The organism is Shewanella dokdonensis (assembly GCF_018394335.1).
GTDB classification, from domain to species: domain Bacteria; phylum Pseudomonadota; class Gammaproteobacteria; order Enterobacterales; family Shewanellaceae; genus Shewanella; species Shewanella dokdonensis.
The window spans coordinates 3,222,417-3,240,414 of the sequence record NZ_CP074572.1 but is presented as its reverse complement, the minus strand read 5'-3'; the positions used below and the strand labels follow the sequence as shown (position 1 = coordinate 3,240,414).

Here is a 17,998-nt window from a genome sequence, read left to right as displayed (position 1 = left end):
AATTCTTAGGAATGACGCGGAGGACGTAAACACAGGTGTACCGTCACTTCATCACGATCATGGTACAAGTGTTTACAACGTAACTGAAACTGATGAAAACCATGTTGCTGCAGGACATCTGCCATCCGGCTAAGAATGGTAGTGACTTCTTTATAGCGACTCTTCATCGGCAGTTTCAGGTTGAAAATAGCCTCCTCAAACCAGCCGTTTACCGCCCACTGCTCCATCAACTCCGCCACTCGGGACGGTTTTTCCACCATATCACACACTAACCAGTAGATGTTCTTGCGCTTAGGTTCAAAACGAAAACCATCTTCCCGGTAATGCGTCACTTGCCCGGTTTGCATCAAGCTATCGGCCATGGGCCCATTATCAACGGCGGCCACGAACATGCCACGGCGTACGAGTTGATAAGTCCAACCGCCGGGACAAGCCCCCAGATCAACCGCATTCATACCACTGTGTAAGCGGCTTTCCTGTTCGTGTGGTGCAATAAAGTGGTTAAAGGCTTCGTCCAGCTTAAGCGTGGAACGACTCGGTGCCACTGATGGGAACTTCAGCCGCGGAATGCCCATAAAAAATGGTGAACTGTTATTGCTGTAGGAATAGCCAGCGTAGGCTTGCGTGGAGCCCAGAAAACACACATGCACAATAGGACGCCGTGCATTCTCGTTCGCCAGTAACACCCCTTGCTGCTTCAGTGCTGCGCGCAGCGGCACCGTGAATTTACGGCAGAATGTCAGCAACTCTTTGGCTTCGTTGGTATCTGGGGTTTCGACCCGCAGCTCGCCGCCATTTTCCAGAGAAGACAAGGCATCAACCACTGGCGTTACCCGATCGTCAACGGGCAAAGCACCGAGCAACTCGCCGCAGACAAACATCTGCCGGGCAAAAATCAAGGTATCCAGCGGTAGTTCACGCGCTAATTTATCCGCGTCACCTTCAGCAAAACACTGGAACACTACATAGGCATTATTTGCCGCTGCTTTCACAAAACCTGCAACACCTATCTCAGCGGCACGATCCTGAATTTCAGCGGCACACTCTTTCTCGTAACCTGCACGACAGAACAAAAACAGATTGTTCATGGATAATCCTGTAACCAGCTTTTCAGCAAAGGCGCCAAGTATATCAGAACTTAGCAGTTACAGATCGTCACTGCGATGACGCCACATTGAGGAGGCAAGTAATGCCCAACCGACCAAGAAACAGAAGCCACCAAACGGCGTGATGAGTCCCAGCATTTTGACACCGGACAAGGCGTACAGATAAAGCGAGCCAGAAAATAGAATAATCCCGATGATAAATAACCACGCAGCCCAGTTCAGCAAAGGCGACTTAACCCAATGCCCAGCCAGTGCTACCGCGATCAACGCGAAGGTGTGATAAAACTGATACTCAACCCCCACGTCAAAGATTTTAATCAAATCCGGGGTGGTCACCGCTTTCAAACCATGTGCGGCAAAAGCTCCCAGCGCCACAGCCAGAAAACCACTGATAGCGGCCAACATAAACAGGCCTTTTTTCATAACAAACTCCTGATATATAACAGTGAACCATGGATCACTGCGGTGAGGTTATCGTGCAACGTCACGCTAGCACTTTTCCTGGGCAGGAAACTGTGGTCACCATCGCTAACCCATTGCAATTGCACCGCCGCGGGCAGTGACCACTGTTGCAGTTGCTGCTGAGTACCAAAACTGTCGCGTTCACCTTGGTAAATCAGCACGGGCAAACGACAGTCCTGTAATGCGGCCAATCGCGGCGCAGTTTTTCCTTTTGGTAAAAACGGATAGCCCAGGCAGATAACGCCGCGCACCCGCGCAGGCAACACATCGGCAGCCAGCATAACAGCCATCCGACCGCCCATGGATTTGCCCATCAATATGATGTGAGCCGGCTGCAATAGTTCAATGGTCAATTGTAGTTGTTGCTGAAAATCCGCCAGCAACACCGGCGCACGATTGGGTGGTCGGCGCTTGCCGTCAAGTTGACTTTGCTGCATATAGGGAAAGTTAAAGCGGACAACGTCAACACCACCAGCAGCTAGGCCTTGGGCAATGGTCGCCATGAACGTATGTTGCATGTCGGCACCAGCACCGTGGGCAAACAACACCAAGGTGTTGCTCGCAACCTGGCTTTTATCGACGCACCAGTTATCCGGGTAACAACTCACTACGGGATTCCTCAGCAAACATATCCAGCATCCATTCGCGGAAAGCCACAATCTTGCCTAATTCTGCATGCTTTTGCTGACACACCAGATAGTAGGCATCTTTGCTGACCAGCACTTCCTGAAATGGACAAACCAGCCGTCCGGCCAGAATATCAGGACGCGCCAATACGCTGTAGCCCAGCGCCACCCCTGGCCATGCGCTGCCGCCTGCAACACCAGCGAGGAATGGCTGAATATAGGCCCCTGATTGACATTGATATCGGTCACGCCACATTGACGAAACCATGCCTGCCAATCGTGCCGGCTCATGTCATGCAGCAAGGTATGAAACTTCAGATCAGCAGGTTTTTCCAGCGGTTTGGGGCCTTTCAACAATAAAGGCGAACACACAGGAATCAACACTTCATTACGCAGCTTATCCGCACGTAACCCCGGCCAGTTGCCCTGGCCATAATAGATGGCCACATCAACATCATCCGACAGTGAATCAGTAGCACTATCAACCGCTTTGATACGGACATCGATATCCGGGTTTTTCTCACTGAATTTGGCCAAACGCGGCACCAACCATTGGATTGCAAAACTAGGTGGCATGCTGACAGTTAGCGAGCCAATGGCGCTGCGGGCCAACAACCTGTCCGTCGCATCAGCTAACTGTCCAAAAATATCTTTTATTTCAAGAAAATAACTTTGACCTTCTTCTGTCAGCAACAGCGAACGGTTCTTACGCCGAAAAAGTTTCAAGCCGAGAAAATCTTCCAGCGCCTTAATTTGATGGCTAACTGCTGCTTGCGTCACAAACAGCTCTTCTGCCGCACGGGTGAAACTGAGGTGGCGAGCAGCCGCTTCAAATGCTTTCACAGCATTGAGTGGAGGAAGTCGCTTAGACATGAGCATCCATTCCAATTTTATAATTAGTTTTTCTAATCCATATTGTTACATTTAATCATGTAACAGCGCCAGCAGTTTTATATGGCACAGGTTAAATCTGCTAGCAATAGCGGCTTTTTGCCACAACGGCGGCAAAATGGTTGGTTTGCGCCAATGTTGCAAAAATAAACGTTAATACCGAACTTGGCTGGCATGAGGTATTGGGGATATCGATTGAGGCCACCAAATGCATGTGGCATCAGCATATTCATAAAAAGCCCCGAGTATTGGCGGGTATACCATCACCAAAACTCAGGGCAATTTGCGCAATATTACACACGCTAGGCTAATTGTTCAGATGTTGCTGTAACGCCAGTTGATTTTTTTGATGTGCGCTGACATAACGACCATGCAAGAAATGGTACGACACTAGGCACATCAGCATGACTACCGCTAACAATTCATACATACCGGAAAACTGCAGCAGCGGGATCACTTTTCCCAAGAGCAATGGCCCTAATCCCACACCGAGATCCATAAAAATGAAAAAGGTTGAATTGGCTTTGCCTATGCTGTCTGCAGGTGACAGTTTAATCACTATCGCTTGTGAGCAAGACATAAAAGTACCAAAGCCCATGCCAATCAAGGCTCCGGATGCCAACACTGCGATATTGCTGTCAGAGAATCCCAACAAGCATAAGCCCGCCGCAAAAAGCACAAATGAGGGCACCATGACAATATTATCGCCTTTACGGTCGAACAATTTGCCCGTTAGAGGGCGACTGATCAGCGTAAAAATAGCATACATAATGAAGAAGAATTTACCGCCGGTCTCCAAGCCCTTACTCGCGGTATAAGGTGAAATAAAACTCAGCAATGACGCAAAACCGATAGAAACAAAAAAGGTGATAGCTGACAGCGGCAGTGCTTTCATTTCAAAGAAAGATGATAGCGAGAAGCCCATTTTTTGGTTGCTGCGGCAGTTGCTGGCAGCACACTTTTAGGGGGAACAAGCATAAAGGTCAGCACACAGCCAATCAGCAGTAATATTGATGACAACATGAGGTTAAGGCTCAAATCGCCATCTTGATACGCGTACAAACCAGCGAATGGGCCAATAGCGGTAGCCAAAGTAACAAACATCGAAAAGTAGCTGGTGCCTTCACCACGGCGTTCACTGGGAACCATCTGCGCCATGATAGTGGCGGTGGCGGTAGACGCCGCCCCAAACCCTACACCTTGAATAAATCGCACCAGGCATAGCAACACAATATTTTGTGTCCATAGGTTAGCAATCGCCGACAGTAAAAATACGAGCAACCCAACATACAAACACAGCTTGGTGCCAATTCGTTCAATAGAGCGCCCGACAAACAGCCTAGCGGCTAAAGCACCCAAAATAATAATGCCGCAAGCCAATCCCGCCACACTTAGCGAAGCATGCAATGTGTGCAGGGTGTAGTCAGTAATCACAACCATTGTCAGGTAGTAGGCCAGATTAATTAAAAAGCAGATAACACAATCAATAAGATAGTTTTTTGTCCATAGGACACTTTTGGTCGTAGTCATATTTATTACGTGATTTCGAAGAGAATAGAGGATTATTTGATGATCAGTACTGGGACTAAAGAATGCTGCACAACCGCATGGCTGACACTGCCGAGGAATTCGCGGATCCCGGTAAGGCCACGGCTGCCAAGAACGATAAGATTGCAATTGTGTTCTTCGGCAAAACGCAGCAGCACGTAGGAAACATTTTGCCCACGCAAACGATGCAGTTTTACCGTTTCCGCCGCGGCGACTTTGTCGCGTAGTTGATTGAAAATGGCATCGCGTTGGCGTTGTATATCTTCATCAACCACTTCAACCCCGGTGCGTAACGGCGCCACTTCCTCAACAAATACCACATCAACACTGATTTGCGGATTTTCCCGTAACTGCTGCAAGGCGGTATCCAGCGCTTTAGCAGAAAGCTCCGCGCCGTCATATGCCACTAAAATTCGTGTTCCTAACATAATTAATTCCAAGATTGTTGTTCTCAAGGCAACACGCCGCTCCCAGCAAAAGGCAAGCTTTACTGTATTTGTTATCGAAGGGATAGCCTTGAAAAGTGCTAAAAGAAGGTAACGCTGGGAGTTATATCATTGATATTTAATAATTAAAAATATATATTTTTAAATGTATTGATATACTTTTGGTTATTAAAAATGACGTTAACCCAATTAAGAGCATTTTTGGCTATTGCCGATATTGGCAATATGACCCGCGCCGCCGAACGCCTGCATGTCGCACAACCCGCGCTCAGTAAAACATTGGCAAATTTGGAACAAGAGTTGGGAGTAGCCTTGTTTGATCGACAAGGACGACGGCTGCAATTAAATGCCTTTGGCAAGGTATTGCTAGAGCGCAGCAAGCGGGTATTTAGCGAGTTAGAACAGGCCAAACAGCAGTTAACCGATATGGCAAGCAACAATGCGGGCCACGTCACCGTAGGGGTGACCACCTCGCAAATTCTGCCCAACATTTTTGTCGACTACCTATCGCAGCACACAGATGTAAAATTCAAACTGTTTCAGGTAGCTGGCCGCTATGAAATCGCGCGGCAGCTGCGCGATGGCGTGTTTGATCTGTGTATTACCTCCTGCCGATTACACAACTGTCGGGTAACAACACTGTCGCAGAACGAGAACTGTTCACCGAAGAGCTATTCTTAGCCGTACGCACGGATCATCCACTGGCAAAGCGGCAGCAGGTGGCACTTAGTGAGATCGCCCAAGAAAAACTCCTCAGCTATCCGCGGGAAGATGGCTTTCGTGAAATCACAGATAACTTCTGTCGGCAAGCAGGCTTTCGCGCCAATGTTGTCTTTGAAAGTTTCGATACTGCGGTTATTGCTGATTTAGTGCGTGCCGGCGCGGGAGTCGCAATTCTGCCAACGCTATGGTGGGATGTTGGCAACAGTCAGCAACTGGTCAAACTGCCGATCAGCAGCCCACACCTCAAACGCAGTATTCTGTTGTCGTGGATGGAAAATCGTTATCTGTCACCTGCTGCCCGCAATTTCGGCGACTTTGTGAGCCAATATCTGCAAGGCAAGCACAGCCAGCATTCATACAAATAAACGACTTAGCTGAGAACATCTTTTATCCGTTCCAAACAAGCAGCAAGCGGTAAGCGGCATAAAACAGTGCGGCGCCATAGCATAGACACCGCAACTGAGTATAAGAGGTTAATTGTGGCTGCTAATTTAACGGGCCACATCCACGGATGCGGCCATCAAACAACGCTTAAGGGCGATAAACCTTCACATTGTTATAGCCCTGCTCCAGCAGATACAGCGCTTGCAGTTTACTCATCACGCCGCGCTCGCAGTACAGCAGATAGGTTTTACTGTTATCAAGTTCAGCAAAGGCACTGGACAGCTTAAAGAATGGAATATGCTGCACTTCGGCCCCGGCCACTTGTAGCGGACGGCGTTCCTCTTCTTCTGGCGCACGAATATCCAGGACTACCTGTTCCGCAGTAACGCTGGAAACGGTTTCGGTTTCGGTGACTTTGATGTCCATAGCTTTTGGTATCTCCCGGATATCAATAACTTCCGCAGCCTCCAACACCTTATCCAGCAGATCCGGCGAAAACTTCAGCTCTTCGGCTTCCACTTTCGCTAATACCGCTTTAACCGTAGGACGCTGAGAGATCACTCCGCAGTACTCCGGCATTGACTTGGCAAAGTCCTCAGTACCGATTTTGCGGCTTTCATTGATGATATCTTGCTTATCCATAGTGATCAGCGGCCGTAAAATCAAGGTATCGGTACAACGATCTATCACGTTAAGATTAGTTAAGGTCTGGCTCGACACCTGTCCCAAGCTCTCGCCTGTCACCAAGGCTTGAACGCCCATGCGTTCTGCAACCCGGCTCGCCGCACGCATCATACAACGTTTAAGGATAACGCCCATCAGGCCATTGTCGATACGCTCAAGAATTTCTGTGACCACTGGCTCAAACGGGATGGTGATAAATTTCACCTTATGGGATTCACCATAGGTTTGCCATAAATGGTAAGCCACCTGCTTAACACCTATCTCGTGCTGAGCGCCACCAAGATTGAAGAAACAGTAGTGGGTACGGGCACCTTTTTTGATGAACTGGAAACTGGAAACCCCAGAATCAAACCCACCGGAAATCAGTGACAACACATCTTCTTGGGTGGCCATTGGGAAGCCACCGAGTCCAGGCACTTTTTCTCGACTAAATACAGTTTGTCATTATTGATTTCCAGATTGACGGTGATTTCCGGGTTCTTCAATTTAACCCCGGCAGCATCGGTATGCTGATTCAGTCCGCCACCCACGTATTTTTCGACATCGATAGAGGTAAAATCATGATGGCCACTACGTTTAACCCGCACACAAAAAGTCTTTCCCGCTAGCTCATCGCCAAATGCTTTCAGCGTGTGCAGGTAAATATCGTGCACTGTCTCGAACCCGTATTCATTCACCCGCGCCACCGTGGCAATGCCGGGAATACAGGTCAAGCGATCACCAACAAGATCCAGTAACTCAGGAGTATCTTGTGGCACGCCCACCATGATGCGATCCCACTGTCTTACGACCGTGACACCTTCATCAACTTTTTCAGGACATTCCGGATATTGGATTCCAACATTTTGGTGAAGCGCAACCGTACAGGTTTGCTCTTCATCATGATTTCGGGGTACAGCTTAACGATAAACTTCATGGATTTTCCGCAGCATAAAACATGGTCAAAAATGCAATCGCGGGATTATAGCAAAGTGCCGGGGTCAGTCCCAGCAAGGAGGTTAAAAACAGCAACCAGCACATTGGCTGGTTGCTTGCAGACGGGTATAGCTTAGCGGTTGGGAGTAACCTGCAGTTCGTCAGACTGTTTGGCTTTGCCCTGCTCAATGGCAATTTCTACCCGGCGGTTACGGGCGCGATGTTCGGCTGAATCATTGGCGACCAATGGATTGGTATCGGCTAGGCCAACTACTTTCATCCGTTCCGGGTCAAAACCTTTTACCCGAATAAGTTCATGTGCCACGGCAAGAGCCCGTTGTGCCGACAGATCCCAGTTTGACTGATACAGCTCATTGCTGATCTGCATATTATCGGTATTTCCAGAAACGGTGACAATACCGGGAACATCCTTAAGCAACTCGCCAATGGCGCGGATCACCGGTTTAAACTGCGGTTGCAAGAACCCTGACCCCGACGCAAATGAGCCTTTTTCGCGAATACGAATGATGATCTGCTGGCCGAGTGACTCAATCTCAATGGCACCGTCAACAATCTCTTTGTCGAGCTTCTCTGCCATTTTCTTAACTTGTTCATTAAGCTGTTGCTGGGTGGCTTCATTTTGCTGGGTGCGTTTATCTTCAGCCTGCTCCTGCGCGGTTGCCGCCGCATCACCGCCGCGCTGTTCCCCTTTTTGTTGCTGAATGCCACCCGAATTATCATCATCACCGGCTTGAAATGTCAGTGTGGGTTGCGTCATCTCATTGGTTTGCTGATTAATCACTTCAATGGGCGATGGATCGGGACGCCCCGGCCGGAACTCCAGTGCAATGACCGACGTCCCTTTCGGGATATCTTTCACTTCCACCTTGTTCTGTACCCCAAAAGCGTATTTCATCGACCCCGCGATCTGCTTGAACTTGAGTACGTCCATCTCTGAAAAAGACAGCAGTAACACAAAGAAACACATCAGCAGCGACATCAGATCAGAAAATGTCGCTAGCCATGGTGGCGCGGGTGGCGGGCAATCAGGACACTTTGGCTTGGCCATTGGCTATTCCCCACCAGTGGTGTCTATCTTGCGTTTTTTCTCAGCCAGATAGTTCTTCAAAAAGCTCTCAATCACCCGGGGATTTTGACCATCCTGAATCGCCAATACCGCATCCATGATCAGGTTACGGTTAAGCATCTCTTCGTTCATGCGTAGTGCCAGTTTGTCGGCAATCGGCAATGCCACTAGATTTGCCAGCAGTGACCCATAAAGGGTGGTTAACAATGCCACCGCCATCGCCGGGCCGATTGACTTAGGGTCATCCATGTTCGATAGCATGGCAACCAGACCGACCAGAGTCCCAATCATCCCCATGGCGGGGCCGACGTCGCCAAACGCTTTAAAAATCGCGATCCCTGATTTATGCCGTTCTTCGGTGAGCACAATATCTTTTTCCAGCGCTTCGCGTACCACGTCACCGTCGTGGCCATCCACCAGCATATCCACCGCTTTTTGCATAAAGGAATTCGAGATCTGCGCTTCTTCCAGCGCTAGAAAACCACCTTTACGGGCAGCATCCGCCATAGTGACCGACTGTTCGATGAGATCTTCTGGATTATCCAGCTTGAACATGAATGCTTTGGCGGCAATTTTCATGGCACCGAGGTATTGTTTGAGATTGAATTTCATCATCACCACAAAGAGGGAACCGATGAAAACAATCAATACTGAGGGGACGTCAACGTAGATAGAGATGCCGCCAGCACTGACCATGGCCCAGATCATCACACCAAACGCGCCAATAATGCCTATCAGGGTTGCTAAATCCACTCTTGCTCCTCAATTTTCTACAGTCGTGTCATCCATCAACGAACCGGAATGATGCGCTCTCCGGGGAACGGTTTGCGATGTTACCCTAGAAAAGGGAATGTTACGCTTTTCAACGGCTTCTATTTTGGTTTATCGGATCAAACTTAGGCAAGTTTAGAGGGATTTTAACCACGGAAGAAAATATTTTTGTGGCAAAGCGTGCTTTTGAGCAAATAACCAACGCCCACATTTGACCCATATCAACCGCTGCTATAACGTGTGTGCCAATATGGTTGCCGCCAGTCCTGCTCCGAACCCTCTGCTGACCCAGTCTCGATTCCCATTTCCGATCGCTGGTATACTCTGTCGCAGTGTAATCTCAAGGAAAACAACGTGGCTAAAAAACCTGAAAACCTCAGCTTTGAAGAGTCCCTGAACGAGTTAGAACAGATAGTAACCGAACTGGAACAGGGGGAAGTCTCTCTGGATGATGCACTGAAGCAGTTTGAACGCGGTATCGGTCTGGTACGCAGCAGCCAAAGCAAACTGGAACAGGCGCAACAAAAAGTTGCTATTTTGCTGGCAGATGATCCCCAGGCACCGCTGAGTCCATTTGATGTTGAGGAAGAATAATTGCTAACGGAAGCCATCAATCGTTGCCAGCAACGGATCAATCAGCATCTGGAGACGATTTTCGACGCCATTCCTGAAAACGAACCCAGATTAAAAGCCGCCATGCGCTATGGCGTGTTGCTTGGGGGCAAACGGGTTCGGCCATTTTTAGTGTATGCCGTGGGCGAAATGCTCGGACGCAAAGCCGAACAGCTAGATAACTGCGCGGCAGCCATTGAGTGCATTCATGCCTATTCATTGATCCACGATGATCTGCCCGCCATGGATAACGATGAATTACGCCGTGGGCAACCAACCGTACATATCGCCTTTGATGAAGCAACAGCGATTCTAGCCGGAGATGCATTGCAGACGCTGGCGTTTGAGCTGATCACTCAAAATAGTCAGGAACTGAGTGCCAAGCAACAGTTGCAAATGGTGCAGGCACTGGCAAAAGCTTCTGGTTATCAGGGCATGTGTGGTGGTCAGGCGTTGGATCTCGTGGCCACTGACAAAGAGATATCACTTACTGAGTTAACCCGGCTACACCAACTGAAAACGGGAGCGCTCATCCGTTGTGCGGTGGAGTTAGCGGTTATTGCGGCAGATATCGCTGATACCGAAAAACAACAGTTAATGACCTATGCCGAAGCCATTGGCTTAGCATTCCAGGTGCAGGACGATATTCTGGATATCACCGCCAGTACCGAAGAACTGGGGAAACCCCAAGGTTCAGATACCCGCGCCAATAAAAGTACGTATCCCAGATTACTGGGTCTAGAAGGGGCAAAAGCCACTGCCGAGAAACTGCTGCAAGAGGCACTATCGGCCATAGGTAATTTGCCCTACAATAGCCGACTAATTGCTGAATTCGCACGCTATATCATTGAGCGGCGAGTATAAAAAGAGACGAAGTAGCTCCCTATGAGTCTGGATATCACTCAATTTCCAGTATTGGCACAGGCTAATACACCCGATGAGTTGCGCCAGTTGCCACAGGCATTGTTGCCGCAACTAGCCGACGAACTCAGAGCTTTTTTGCTGCAATCTGTAGGACAGTCTAGTGGCCACTTTGCCTCTGGATTGGGCACTGTAGAGCTAACCGTAGCACTGCATTATGTGTACAACACGCCGTTTGACCGACTGGTGTGGGATGTGGGGCATCAAGCCTACCCGCATAAAATTCTGACCGGTCGCCGCGATCAGATGCACACTATCCGTCAGAAAGGTGGTTTGCACCCATTCCCTTGGCGTGGAGAAAGTGACTATGACACCTTCAGTGTCGGTCATTCCAGTACCTCCATCTCTGCCGCCTTGGGCATGGCCATTGCCGCCGACAAAGAACAAGCGGGTCGCCGGGTAGTTGCCGTGATAGGTGATGGTGCCATGACCGGTGGTATGGTGTTTGAAGCCATGAATCACGCAGGGGATTTGCACAAAGACATGTTGGTGGTACTCAACGATAACGAGATGTCTATCTCGGAAAACGTAGGTGCACTCAACAAGCATCTGGCACAGTTAATGTCTGGCCGCTTCTATTCCAGCATCCGCGAAGGCAGTAAAAAAGTGCTGCAAGGCATGCCGGTCATCAAAGAGATGGCGCGGCGTACTGAAGAACACCTTAAAGGTATGATGGTTCCCGGAACCCTGTTTGAAGAACTCGGTTTCAATTACATCGGTCCCATTGATGGCCATGACGTCAACGCTTTGGTAGAAACCCTGCGTAACATGCGCAGTCTCAGTGGTCCGCAGCTACTGCATATCATGACCAAAAAAGGCAAAGGTTATGAGCCAGCAGAAAAAGACCCTATCGGCTGGCATGCGGTACCCAAATTTGACCCCAGCCAATTCCGCAAACCCGCCACCAAGGCAGGCTTGCCTTCTTTCTCCGACGTATTCGGTAAATGGCTGTGCGACATTGCCGCCCAAGATGAAAAAGTTGTAGGTATTACTCCGGCAATGCGTGAAGGCTCAGGCATGGTGGAGTTTTCGCAGAAGTTTCCCGGACAGTATTTTGATGCGGCAATTGCCGAGCAACATGCGGTGACCTTGGGTGCTGGCCTTGCCTGTGAAGGTTATAAACCTGTAGTGGCCATTTACTCGACATTCCTGCAACGCGCTTATGATCAGGTGATCCACGATGTGGCCCTGCAAAAACTGCCGGTGCTGTTTGCTATTGATCGCGGCGGCATTGTAGGAGCCGATGGCCCGACCCACCAAGGGGCTTTCGATATGAGCTACCTGCGCTGTATCCCTAACATGGTGATCATGGCGCCTTCCGATGAGAATGAATGTCGGCAAATGCTCTACACTGGCTATTGTTATCAAGATGGCCCGGCGGCGGTACGTTACCCTCGAGGCAGTGCCACCGGCGCGCATCAGCAAGAGCAGATGACAGCCTTACCCATTGGCAAAGGGGTGTTAAAACGGCAAGGTAAAAAGCTGGCGATTATCAACTTTGGTACCACGCTGGCAACCGCGCTGGCAGTTGCAGAAACCTTGGATGCCACCGTTGCTGACATGCGCTTTGTTAAACCCTTAGATGAAGCCTTGTTACAACAACTGGCAACTTCACATGAAGTACTGGTAACACTCGAAGAAAATGCCATTATCGGTGGCGCTGGTAGCGGCGTACTGGAATATTTGGCCAGAAAACAGTTGCGCAATCCGGTGCTGCAACTGGGGTTACCCGATGAATTCATCAAACATGGCAGTCCGCAGGAGATCCTGGCAGAACTGCAATTGGATCAGCCGGGTGTACTCGCACAAATCAATAGCTTCATGACCCGTCTTGAAGGCTAGAATAGAAAAGCCAACCGACTAAAAAGGTTGGCTTTTTTATGTCCTCCGTCCACCTGTCCAGAAGCTTTAGCGCTATAGTTACACCATAAAGCATAATAATGCGTACGGCTAAGCAGGTGATGGGGAATGGCACTAAGGGAAAATTGTGCATTAATGTTAGGGGGCGGCGGTGCCCGAGCCGCTTATCAGGTGGGCGTGCTAAAAGCGCTGGTGCAGCTGTATCCCCGTAATCATGGTATTCCTTTTAACGTAATCTGCGGCACTTCTGCTGGCGCTATTAACGGCACCGCCATGGCAACGCATGCGTCCTGCTTTCACCTCGGGGTTAAAAAGCTCGAGTGGATCTGGCGTCATCTGCACACCAGCCGGATTTACAAGGCGTCCATTCCCGGAGTTCTGCAACACCTTGGCACTATGATGCTCAAAGGCATGCAAACGGATCTGGCCAATACCGATGCGGGCAGCTTGCTCGATAACGCCCCGCTGCGCGGCTTACTGAATGAACTGATCAACTTTGAACGTATCGACCGTAACATCCAGAACGGCTACCTCACGGCCATCAGCATTGATACATCCTGTTATAACACCTCGCAATCGGTGAGCTTTTTCAGGGCAGTCGTGACATGGAAAACTGGCAACGTGCACGGCGCAGTGGCCTACGTACCCGGCTGAATACCGAACACCTGATGGCCAGTGCCGCAATTCCCATGGTGTTTCCTTCAATCCGCTTAGGCAAGTGGTACTATGGCGATGGTTCCGTGCACCAGCTCGCACCTTTATCTTGCCCCATTCATCTCGGCGCAGATCGCATCATGGTGATAAATCTGGAGAGTCCACATAAGCAGCAACCCAAAGATCTGGAATATCATCCCAAGACAGCAACCATAGCGGGTCATCTGCTCGATACGATATTTTCTGACACCTTGAACAGCGACATGGAACGCCTGACCCGTGTTAACGGCACCCTGGCATTAATTCCCCCAGCAGCCGCGAGTTATTGAGTCTGCGTAACATAGATACCCTAGTGCTCAAACCCAGTGAAGATCTGAGCGAGATTGCGAAACGCTACTACATGGAAATGCCGTTTGCTATCCGTCGACTGTTGGGGTTGATTGGTATCAATAGCCAGTCAGACACCAGTATCGTGTCTTACCTGTTATTTGAAAAAGCCTATACCGGCACCTTGATTGACTTAGGCTATAAAGACGCCATGCACCAACTGCCAGAGATGAAAGCCTTTTTTAATATCGGCTAACGTGCCCGGTGGTCACAGTCAAATGACTGCACGCTGTCAAAATACTGGCACAACACTGACGACTAACGGCATCTAACGCCCGAAATCCCTTGTATTATCGATAAAAATAAAACAGGCACAGACTTTGCTTAACCACCGCTAGAATATGTCAGCAGCAGTGGAGTACTCCATTTGGCTTATATTGGTAATATCGGTGGTTATAGTGGCTCATTAGAGCAATGGCATGATGATGCGCACCATATCACCCACCAGCCTGATCCGTTACAACTGTTACAGAAGCTACATGCCAGCCTTGACCCGCGGACAGTATTTGCCTGTTATGGCAAACAACTGCAGCTATATTTGCCGCTATCAGGCATGTACTGCCAGTGTGATGAGTTGGAATTGCGTTGGGGGCGACTCAAGGGCGTTAAACTAGCACATGACGTGCAACTGGGAGATACCACAGCCAGTCTAGAATACTATCTGCCAATGCCGCTTAGCCTGGGTGAAACGCTGCATCTGCAACAAATGGAAGCCTTATTGCCGCAACCATTATTCAACGCCGTGCGCTATCAAAAGATGGCAGCACAGGCAATGTTCGATGCCTTAACCAACTTGGGAAATCGCCATTTTTTTGGTCAAGCCTTTCGCACGGTTCTGGCACGGGCACAGCGTTGCAACGACCAAGTTAGCCTCTTGCTGTTAGACCTGGATAACTTTAAGCAACTTAATGACCTGATGGGCCACCACTACGGGGATAAAGCCTTGGTACGCTTTAGCGAAATAATCCGCCGTAGCACCCGTCGCTGCGACCAGCCTTTCCGTCTTGGTGGCGATGAGTTTGCGGTGCTGGTGGAAGGTGATACCTCCGCTGCCGTCAGTATTGCCAATCGGGTATTACAGTTTTTGCAAACTGACGCCTTGTTAAGTCAGCATAATGTCGGCTGTAGTATGGGCATTGGTGGCTGGCTGCCCCACTTGAACCAAGATCAACTGTTCAACAACACCGATGCCGCCCTCTATCGAGCCAAAGCCGCTGGCCGTAATGGCTATGCGCTGGCAGAGTAGCGCTAAACATAAAGGCGCCAAAGGGCGCCTTTATCAAGCAATAAAGCCAATTACAATCCGCGCAACTGGATCCGCCGCAGGAACTCAGTCATGATACGGTCGTACAGCAGATCGCCATAAAACAGATCTTCAATACCATGATCAATACTTGGATTATCGTTGATTTCAATCACATAAGGCTGACCATCCACCTCTTTCAAATCCACGCCATAAAATCCAGAGCCAATCAGATTAGCGGATTTCAAAGCAGTATCGACTATCTGTGATGGCACACGTTTAAGATCCTGCGCATCGTAACTACCGCTACTGAATTTACCGTCTTTGTGGTGTTCATATATCTGCCAGTGACCACGGCTCATGTAGTAGCGACAAGCGTATATGGGCTGCCGATTCAGTATGCCGATACGCCAGTCAAACGGCGTTGGCAAATATTCCTGCGCCAGGATCAGGGTACTGTGTTCAAAAATCCGTTTGGCTTCGGCTCGTAAACTATCAATATCCTTAACCTTAACCACCCCGAGGGAAAATGCGCCATCCGGTACTTTGAGAACTGCCGGTAGTCCTATCTCCTCCAACAAGGTTTCTTCCCAGTGCGGATCTGATTCATTGAGGATCAAACTCTTAGGCACGGGGATCTTGTGGTTCAGCAACAATTCTGTCAAAAATACCTTGTTGGTACACTTCATGATGGATTCAGGATCATCCATCACCACTAACCCCATCTGCTCGGCATTTTTGGCAAAACGGTAGGTGAAATTACTGATGTTAGTGGTCGCACGGATAAAGAGCCCGTCAAATTCACCCAGACGACTCATATCACGACGCCCTAGTAACTGCATATCCATGCCAATACGGTTGGCAGCCCTAATGAAGCGTTTGATGGCACTATTGTTAGATGGTGGCATTTTTTCATGCTCATCTACTAGCATCGCCATCTCATACCGATAAGACTTTTTACGCTTAGGCGCACGCCACACTTTACGGGAAAAAGCTTCCAAGTAAATCGCAAACAGATCCTGCTCAGGATCCGTCAACTCTTGGAATGGAAAGGGGGCGATATGACTGACTTGCCATTTATCGCCCCCTTTAACCAACTCGACATCCAGCACTGGTACGTTAAAGCGTTCAAAAATTTTGTGTCCAATCCGTTCCAGTTCCTCACGCTCGCTGTGTCCAAAAACAGCTTAAATCGCAGACGAGTTTGTTCCGGCGACAGTCGATCCAGCCCCGACTGCGGCAAACTGAAGAATCTGTCCTGTGACAGATCATTAATCGTCATCACTGACGGGATCACTCGATGCCCACGGGCTTCCGCCATCAACGAGCAATAATACCCGGTAGTGAGGTAGTCGTAACTGCGGCACAAATTGAGTACCTGCACACTGTTGTTGTCGGTAAACGCCCCCATATTAAGATAGTCGTTTACCGTCACCATACTGTCGCTAGGCAGGTACGGTCGCCAATCACTGGCGTCGTCGGTTACGATAAGCAGTTGTGCCATAAATAATTGTTGCCTCCCATATTGGTTGGGGATTAAATATCAGAAGTTTGTCTTTTATCTAAATATCATGGAAATACGTGCCGCTACACAGGCCGAACTTTCAGCGCTCGATCAACTGGAACTCTCCGCCTTCAGCGGTGACCGCATCAGTCACCGCCAAATGAAACGTTTTATTCAATCACCTCATGCTCGGCTATTTGTCGCGATGGATGATGGCCTGCTCGCAGGTTATGCCCTGTTGCTATTTCACCGGGGAACTAACTTAGCGAGGTTATATTCCCTGGCAATTGATGCCAAATGGCGTGGTCAGGGGCTCGCTCAGCAACTGATGCACGAGTGTGAACAGGAGGCCATTCATAAAGGCTACATTACGTTACGCCTGGAGGTGCGCAATGACAATATTGGCGCTCGCCGACTGTATGAAAAATTAGGCTACAAGGTATTGAAAGCCCTGGTGCATTATTATGATGACCTGGCCGATGGGGTGCGAATGCACAAACGGCTAGATCCACCAGGCCCCAGTACCGTGCTCAAGATGCCCTTGTATGCGCAAACCACAGCATTCAGTTGCGGCCCTGCCAGCTTGTTAATGGCTTTTGCCGCGTTGAAGGTGGATGCAGTACCGAGCCGCATCGAAGAACTGCGACTGTGGCGTGAAGCCACCACTATCTTTATGACCAGTGGTCACGGCGGCTGTTCAGCACACGGCTTGGCGTTATCTGCACTAAGACGTGGTTTTGGGGTGAAGCTGTTCAGCCGTTCCGAATCTGTGCCCTTCATTGATGGGGTGCGTGATCGCAACAAAAAAGCCGTGATCCAACTGGTGCATGAAGATTTTTGTCAGCAACTGCAACAGCAAGGTGTCATCGCCCAAGCACGCGCGCCCTCCCCTGAAGAATTACGCCAATTTCTGGCGCAGGGAGCGGCAGTATTGCTGATGGTGAGTAGCTATCGCTTTAGTGGTGAAAAAGGCCCGCATTGGATTGTGCTGAGTGGCTGTAATAGTCAATTTTTCTTTTTCCACGATCCTAATGTAGAAAAGGCCCGCGATGCCATTGGTTCGACCTATGTTCCCATCAGTGATGGCGAGCTGTTACAGGTGATGCGTTATGGTCGCCAGAAACAACTGGCATGTGTGGTGGTATTTCCGTCGTTAGCGAAAGGCTAATGAACC

Annotated in this window: 17 protein-coding genes and 3 pseudogenes; 8 read left to right on the top strand and 12 right to left on the bottom strand. The window is 49.4% G+C overall.

Going from position 1 to position 17,998, the window contains the following annotated elements; translation table 11 throughout:
* Nucleotides 1-5: 5 nt before the first annotated feature.
* From rlmM to KHX94_RS15595, 7 genes and pseudogenes are all read right to left on the bottom strand, one after another.
* A complete protein-coding gene (gene rlmM, locus KHX94_RS15625) occupies nucleotides 6-1,088 on the bottom strand; it encodes a 23S rRNA (cytidine(2498)-2'-O)-methyltransferase RlmM (protein WP_213681332.1) in 1,083 nt (360 codons plus the stop codon).
* 57 nt (nucleotides 1,089-1,145) lie between these two features.
* Nucleotides 1,146-1,529, bottom strand: coding sequence for a DUF423 domain-containing protein (locus KHX94_RS15620; RefSeq protein ID WP_213681331.1), 384 nt, complete (start codon nucleotides 1,527-1,529; stop codon nucleotides 1,146-1,148).
* Nucleotides 1,526-2,176 carry an alpha/beta fold hydrolase gene (locus KHX94_RS15615; protein WP_213681330.1) on the bottom strand — a complete coding sequence of 217 codons (651 nt, stop codon included), beginning with the start codon at nucleotides 2,174-2,176 and terminating at the stop codon, nucleotides 1,526-1,528. Before KHX94_RS15615 ends, KHX94_RS15620 begins: the two co-directional genes overlap by 4 nt.
* Nucleotides 2,157-3,067, bottom strand: a pseudogene (locus tag KHX94_RS15610) (transcriptional regulator GcvA). The gene KHX94_RS15615 and the pseudogene KHX94_RS15610 overlap by 20 nt, the downstream one beginning before the upstream one ends.
* A gap of 325 nt (nucleotides 3,068-3,392) precedes the next feature.
* The gene (locus KHX94_RS15605; RefSeq protein ID WP_213681328.1) at nucleotides 3,393-4,010 is read right to left on the bottom strand and encodes an MFS transporter; all 618 of its coding nucleotides are present in this window, start codon (nucleotides 4,008-4,010) and stop codon (nucleotides 3,393-3,395) included.
* Nucleotides 3,977-4,615, bottom strand: coding sequence for an MFS transporter (locus tag KHX94_RS15600; RefSeq protein WP_280529582.1), 639 nt, complete (start codon nucleotides 4,613-4,615; stop codon nucleotides 3,977-3,979). Before KHX94_RS15600 ends, KHX94_RS15605 begins: the two co-directional genes overlap by 34 nt.
* A 32-nt stretch (nucleotides 4,616-4,647) precedes the next feature.
* Nucleotides 4,648-5,061 (bottom strand): universal stress protein, encoded by a 414-nt coding sequence (locus tag KHX94_RS15595; RefSeq protein ID WP_213681326.1) that lies wholly within the window; start codon nucleotides 5,059-5,061, stop codon nucleotides 4,648-4,650.
* A gap of 192 nt (nucleotides 5,062-5,253) precedes the next feature.
* Here KHX94_RS15595 and KHX94_RS15590 point away from each other — a divergent pair, with 192 nt between their 5' ends.
* Together KHX94_RS15590 and KHX94_RS15585 are read left to right on the top strand one after the other, a co-directional pair.
* The gene (locus KHX94_RS15590; protein ID WP_244859192.1) at nucleotides 5,254-5,760 is read left to right on the top strand and encodes a LysR family transcriptional regulator; all 507 of its coding nucleotides are present in this window, start codon (nucleotides 5,254-5,256) and stop codon (nucleotides 5,758-5,760) included.
* On the top strand, nucleotides 5,676-6,167 hold the full coding sequence (locus tag KHX94_RS15585; RefSeq protein ID WP_213681324.1) for a LysR substrate-binding domain-containing protein: 492 nt from the start codon (nucleotides 5,676-5,678) through the stop codon (nucleotides 6,165-6,167). The genes KHX94_RS15590 and KHX94_RS15585 overlap by 85 nt, the downstream gene beginning before the upstream one ends.
* A 166-nt stretch (nucleotides 6,168-6,333) precedes the next feature.
* Here the strand turns inward: KHX94_RS15585 and thiI are convergent.
* The 3 genes and pseudogenes from thiI to pomA form a co-directional block, all read right to left on the bottom strand.
* A pseudogene (thiI, locus tag KHX94_RS15580) lies at nucleotides 6,334-7,786 on the bottom strand (tRNA uracil 4-sulfurtransferase ThiI).
* A 132-nt stretch (nucleotides 7,787-7,918) separates the two neighbouring features.
* A complete protein-coding gene (locus KHX94_RS15575; protein ID WP_213681323.1) occupies nucleotides 7,919-8,854 on the bottom strand; it encodes a flagellar motor protein MotB in 936 nt (311 codons plus the stop codon).
* Between the two features lie 3 nt (nucleotides 8,855-8,857).
* Nucleotides 8,858-9,625 (bottom strand): flagellar motor protein PomA, encoded by a 768-nt coding sequence (pomA, locus tag KHX94_RS15570; protein ID WP_213681322.1) that lies wholly within the window; start codon nucleotides 9,623-9,625, stop codon nucleotides 8,858-8,860.
* A gap of 372 nt (nucleotides 9,626-9,997) precedes the next feature.
* Between pomA and xseB the strand changes: the two genes are divergently transcribed.
* The 5 genes and pseudogenes from xseB (at nucleotide 9,998) to KHX94_RS15545 (ending at nucleotide 15,323) form a co-directional block, all read left to right on the top strand.
* Entirely contained in the window at nucleotides 9,998-10,237 is a 240-nt protein-coding gene (xseB, locus tag KHX94_RS15565) for an exodeoxyribonuclease VII small subunit (RefSeq protein ID WP_213681321.1), read from the top strand.
* Nucleotides 10,238-11,119 (top strand): (2E,6E)-farnesyl diphosphate synthase, encoded by an 882-nt coding sequence (gene ispA, locus KHX94_RS15560; RefSeq protein ID WP_213681320.1) that lies wholly within the window; start codon nucleotides 10,238-10,240, stop codon nucleotides 11,117-11,119.
* Between the two features lie 21 nt (nucleotides 11,120-11,140).
* Nucleotides 11,141-13,018, top strand: a complete 1,878-nt coding sequence (gene dxs, locus KHX94_RS15555) for a 1-deoxy-D-xylulose-5-phosphate synthase (protein WP_213681319.1) — start codon at nucleotides 11,141-11,143, stop codon at nucleotides 13,016-13,018.
* 126 nt (nucleotides 13,019-13,144) lie between these two features.
* Nucleotides 13,145-14,273, top strand: a pseudogene (locus KHX94_RS15550) (patatin-like phospholipase family protein).
* Nucleotides 14,274-14,444: 171 nt separating this feature from the next.
* Complete coding sequence (locus KHX94_RS15545) at nucleotides 14,445-15,323, top strand: GGDEF domain-containing protein (RefSeq protein WP_213681318.1); 879 nt, start codon at nucleotides 14,445-14,447, stop codon at nucleotides 15,321-15,323.
* Nucleotides 15,324-15,373: 50 nt separating this feature from the next.
* Here the strand turns inward: KHX94_RS15545 and KHX94_RS21230 are convergent, their stop codons facing one another.
* Together KHX94_RS21230 and KHX94_RS20665 are read right to left on the bottom strand one after the other, a co-directional pair.
* Nucleotides 15,374-16,456, bottom strand: coding sequence for an ATP-grasp domain-containing protein (locus KHX94_RS21230; RefSeq protein ID WP_280529661.1), 1,083 nt, complete (start codon nucleotides 16,454-16,456; stop codon nucleotides 15,374-15,376).
* Entirely contained in the window at nucleotides 16,354-16,824 is a 471-nt protein-coding gene (locus tag KHX94_RS20665) for a RimK-like ATPgrasp N-terminal domain-containing protein (RefSeq protein WP_280529581.1), read from the bottom strand. The genes KHX94_RS21230 and KHX94_RS20665 overlap by 103 nt, the downstream gene beginning before the upstream one ends.
* A 67-nt stretch (nucleotides 16,825-16,891) precedes the next feature.
* Here KHX94_RS20665 and KHX94_RS15535 point away from each other — a divergent pair, with 67 nt between their 5' ends.
* Nucleotides 16,892-17,992 (top strand): GNAT family N-acetyltransferase/peptidase C39 family protein, encoded by a 1,101-nt coding sequence (locus KHX94_RS15535; protein ID WP_213681317.1) that lies wholly within the window; start codon nucleotides 16,892-16,894, stop codon nucleotides 17,990-17,992.
* Nucleotides 17,993-17,998: the final 6 nt, after the last annotated feature.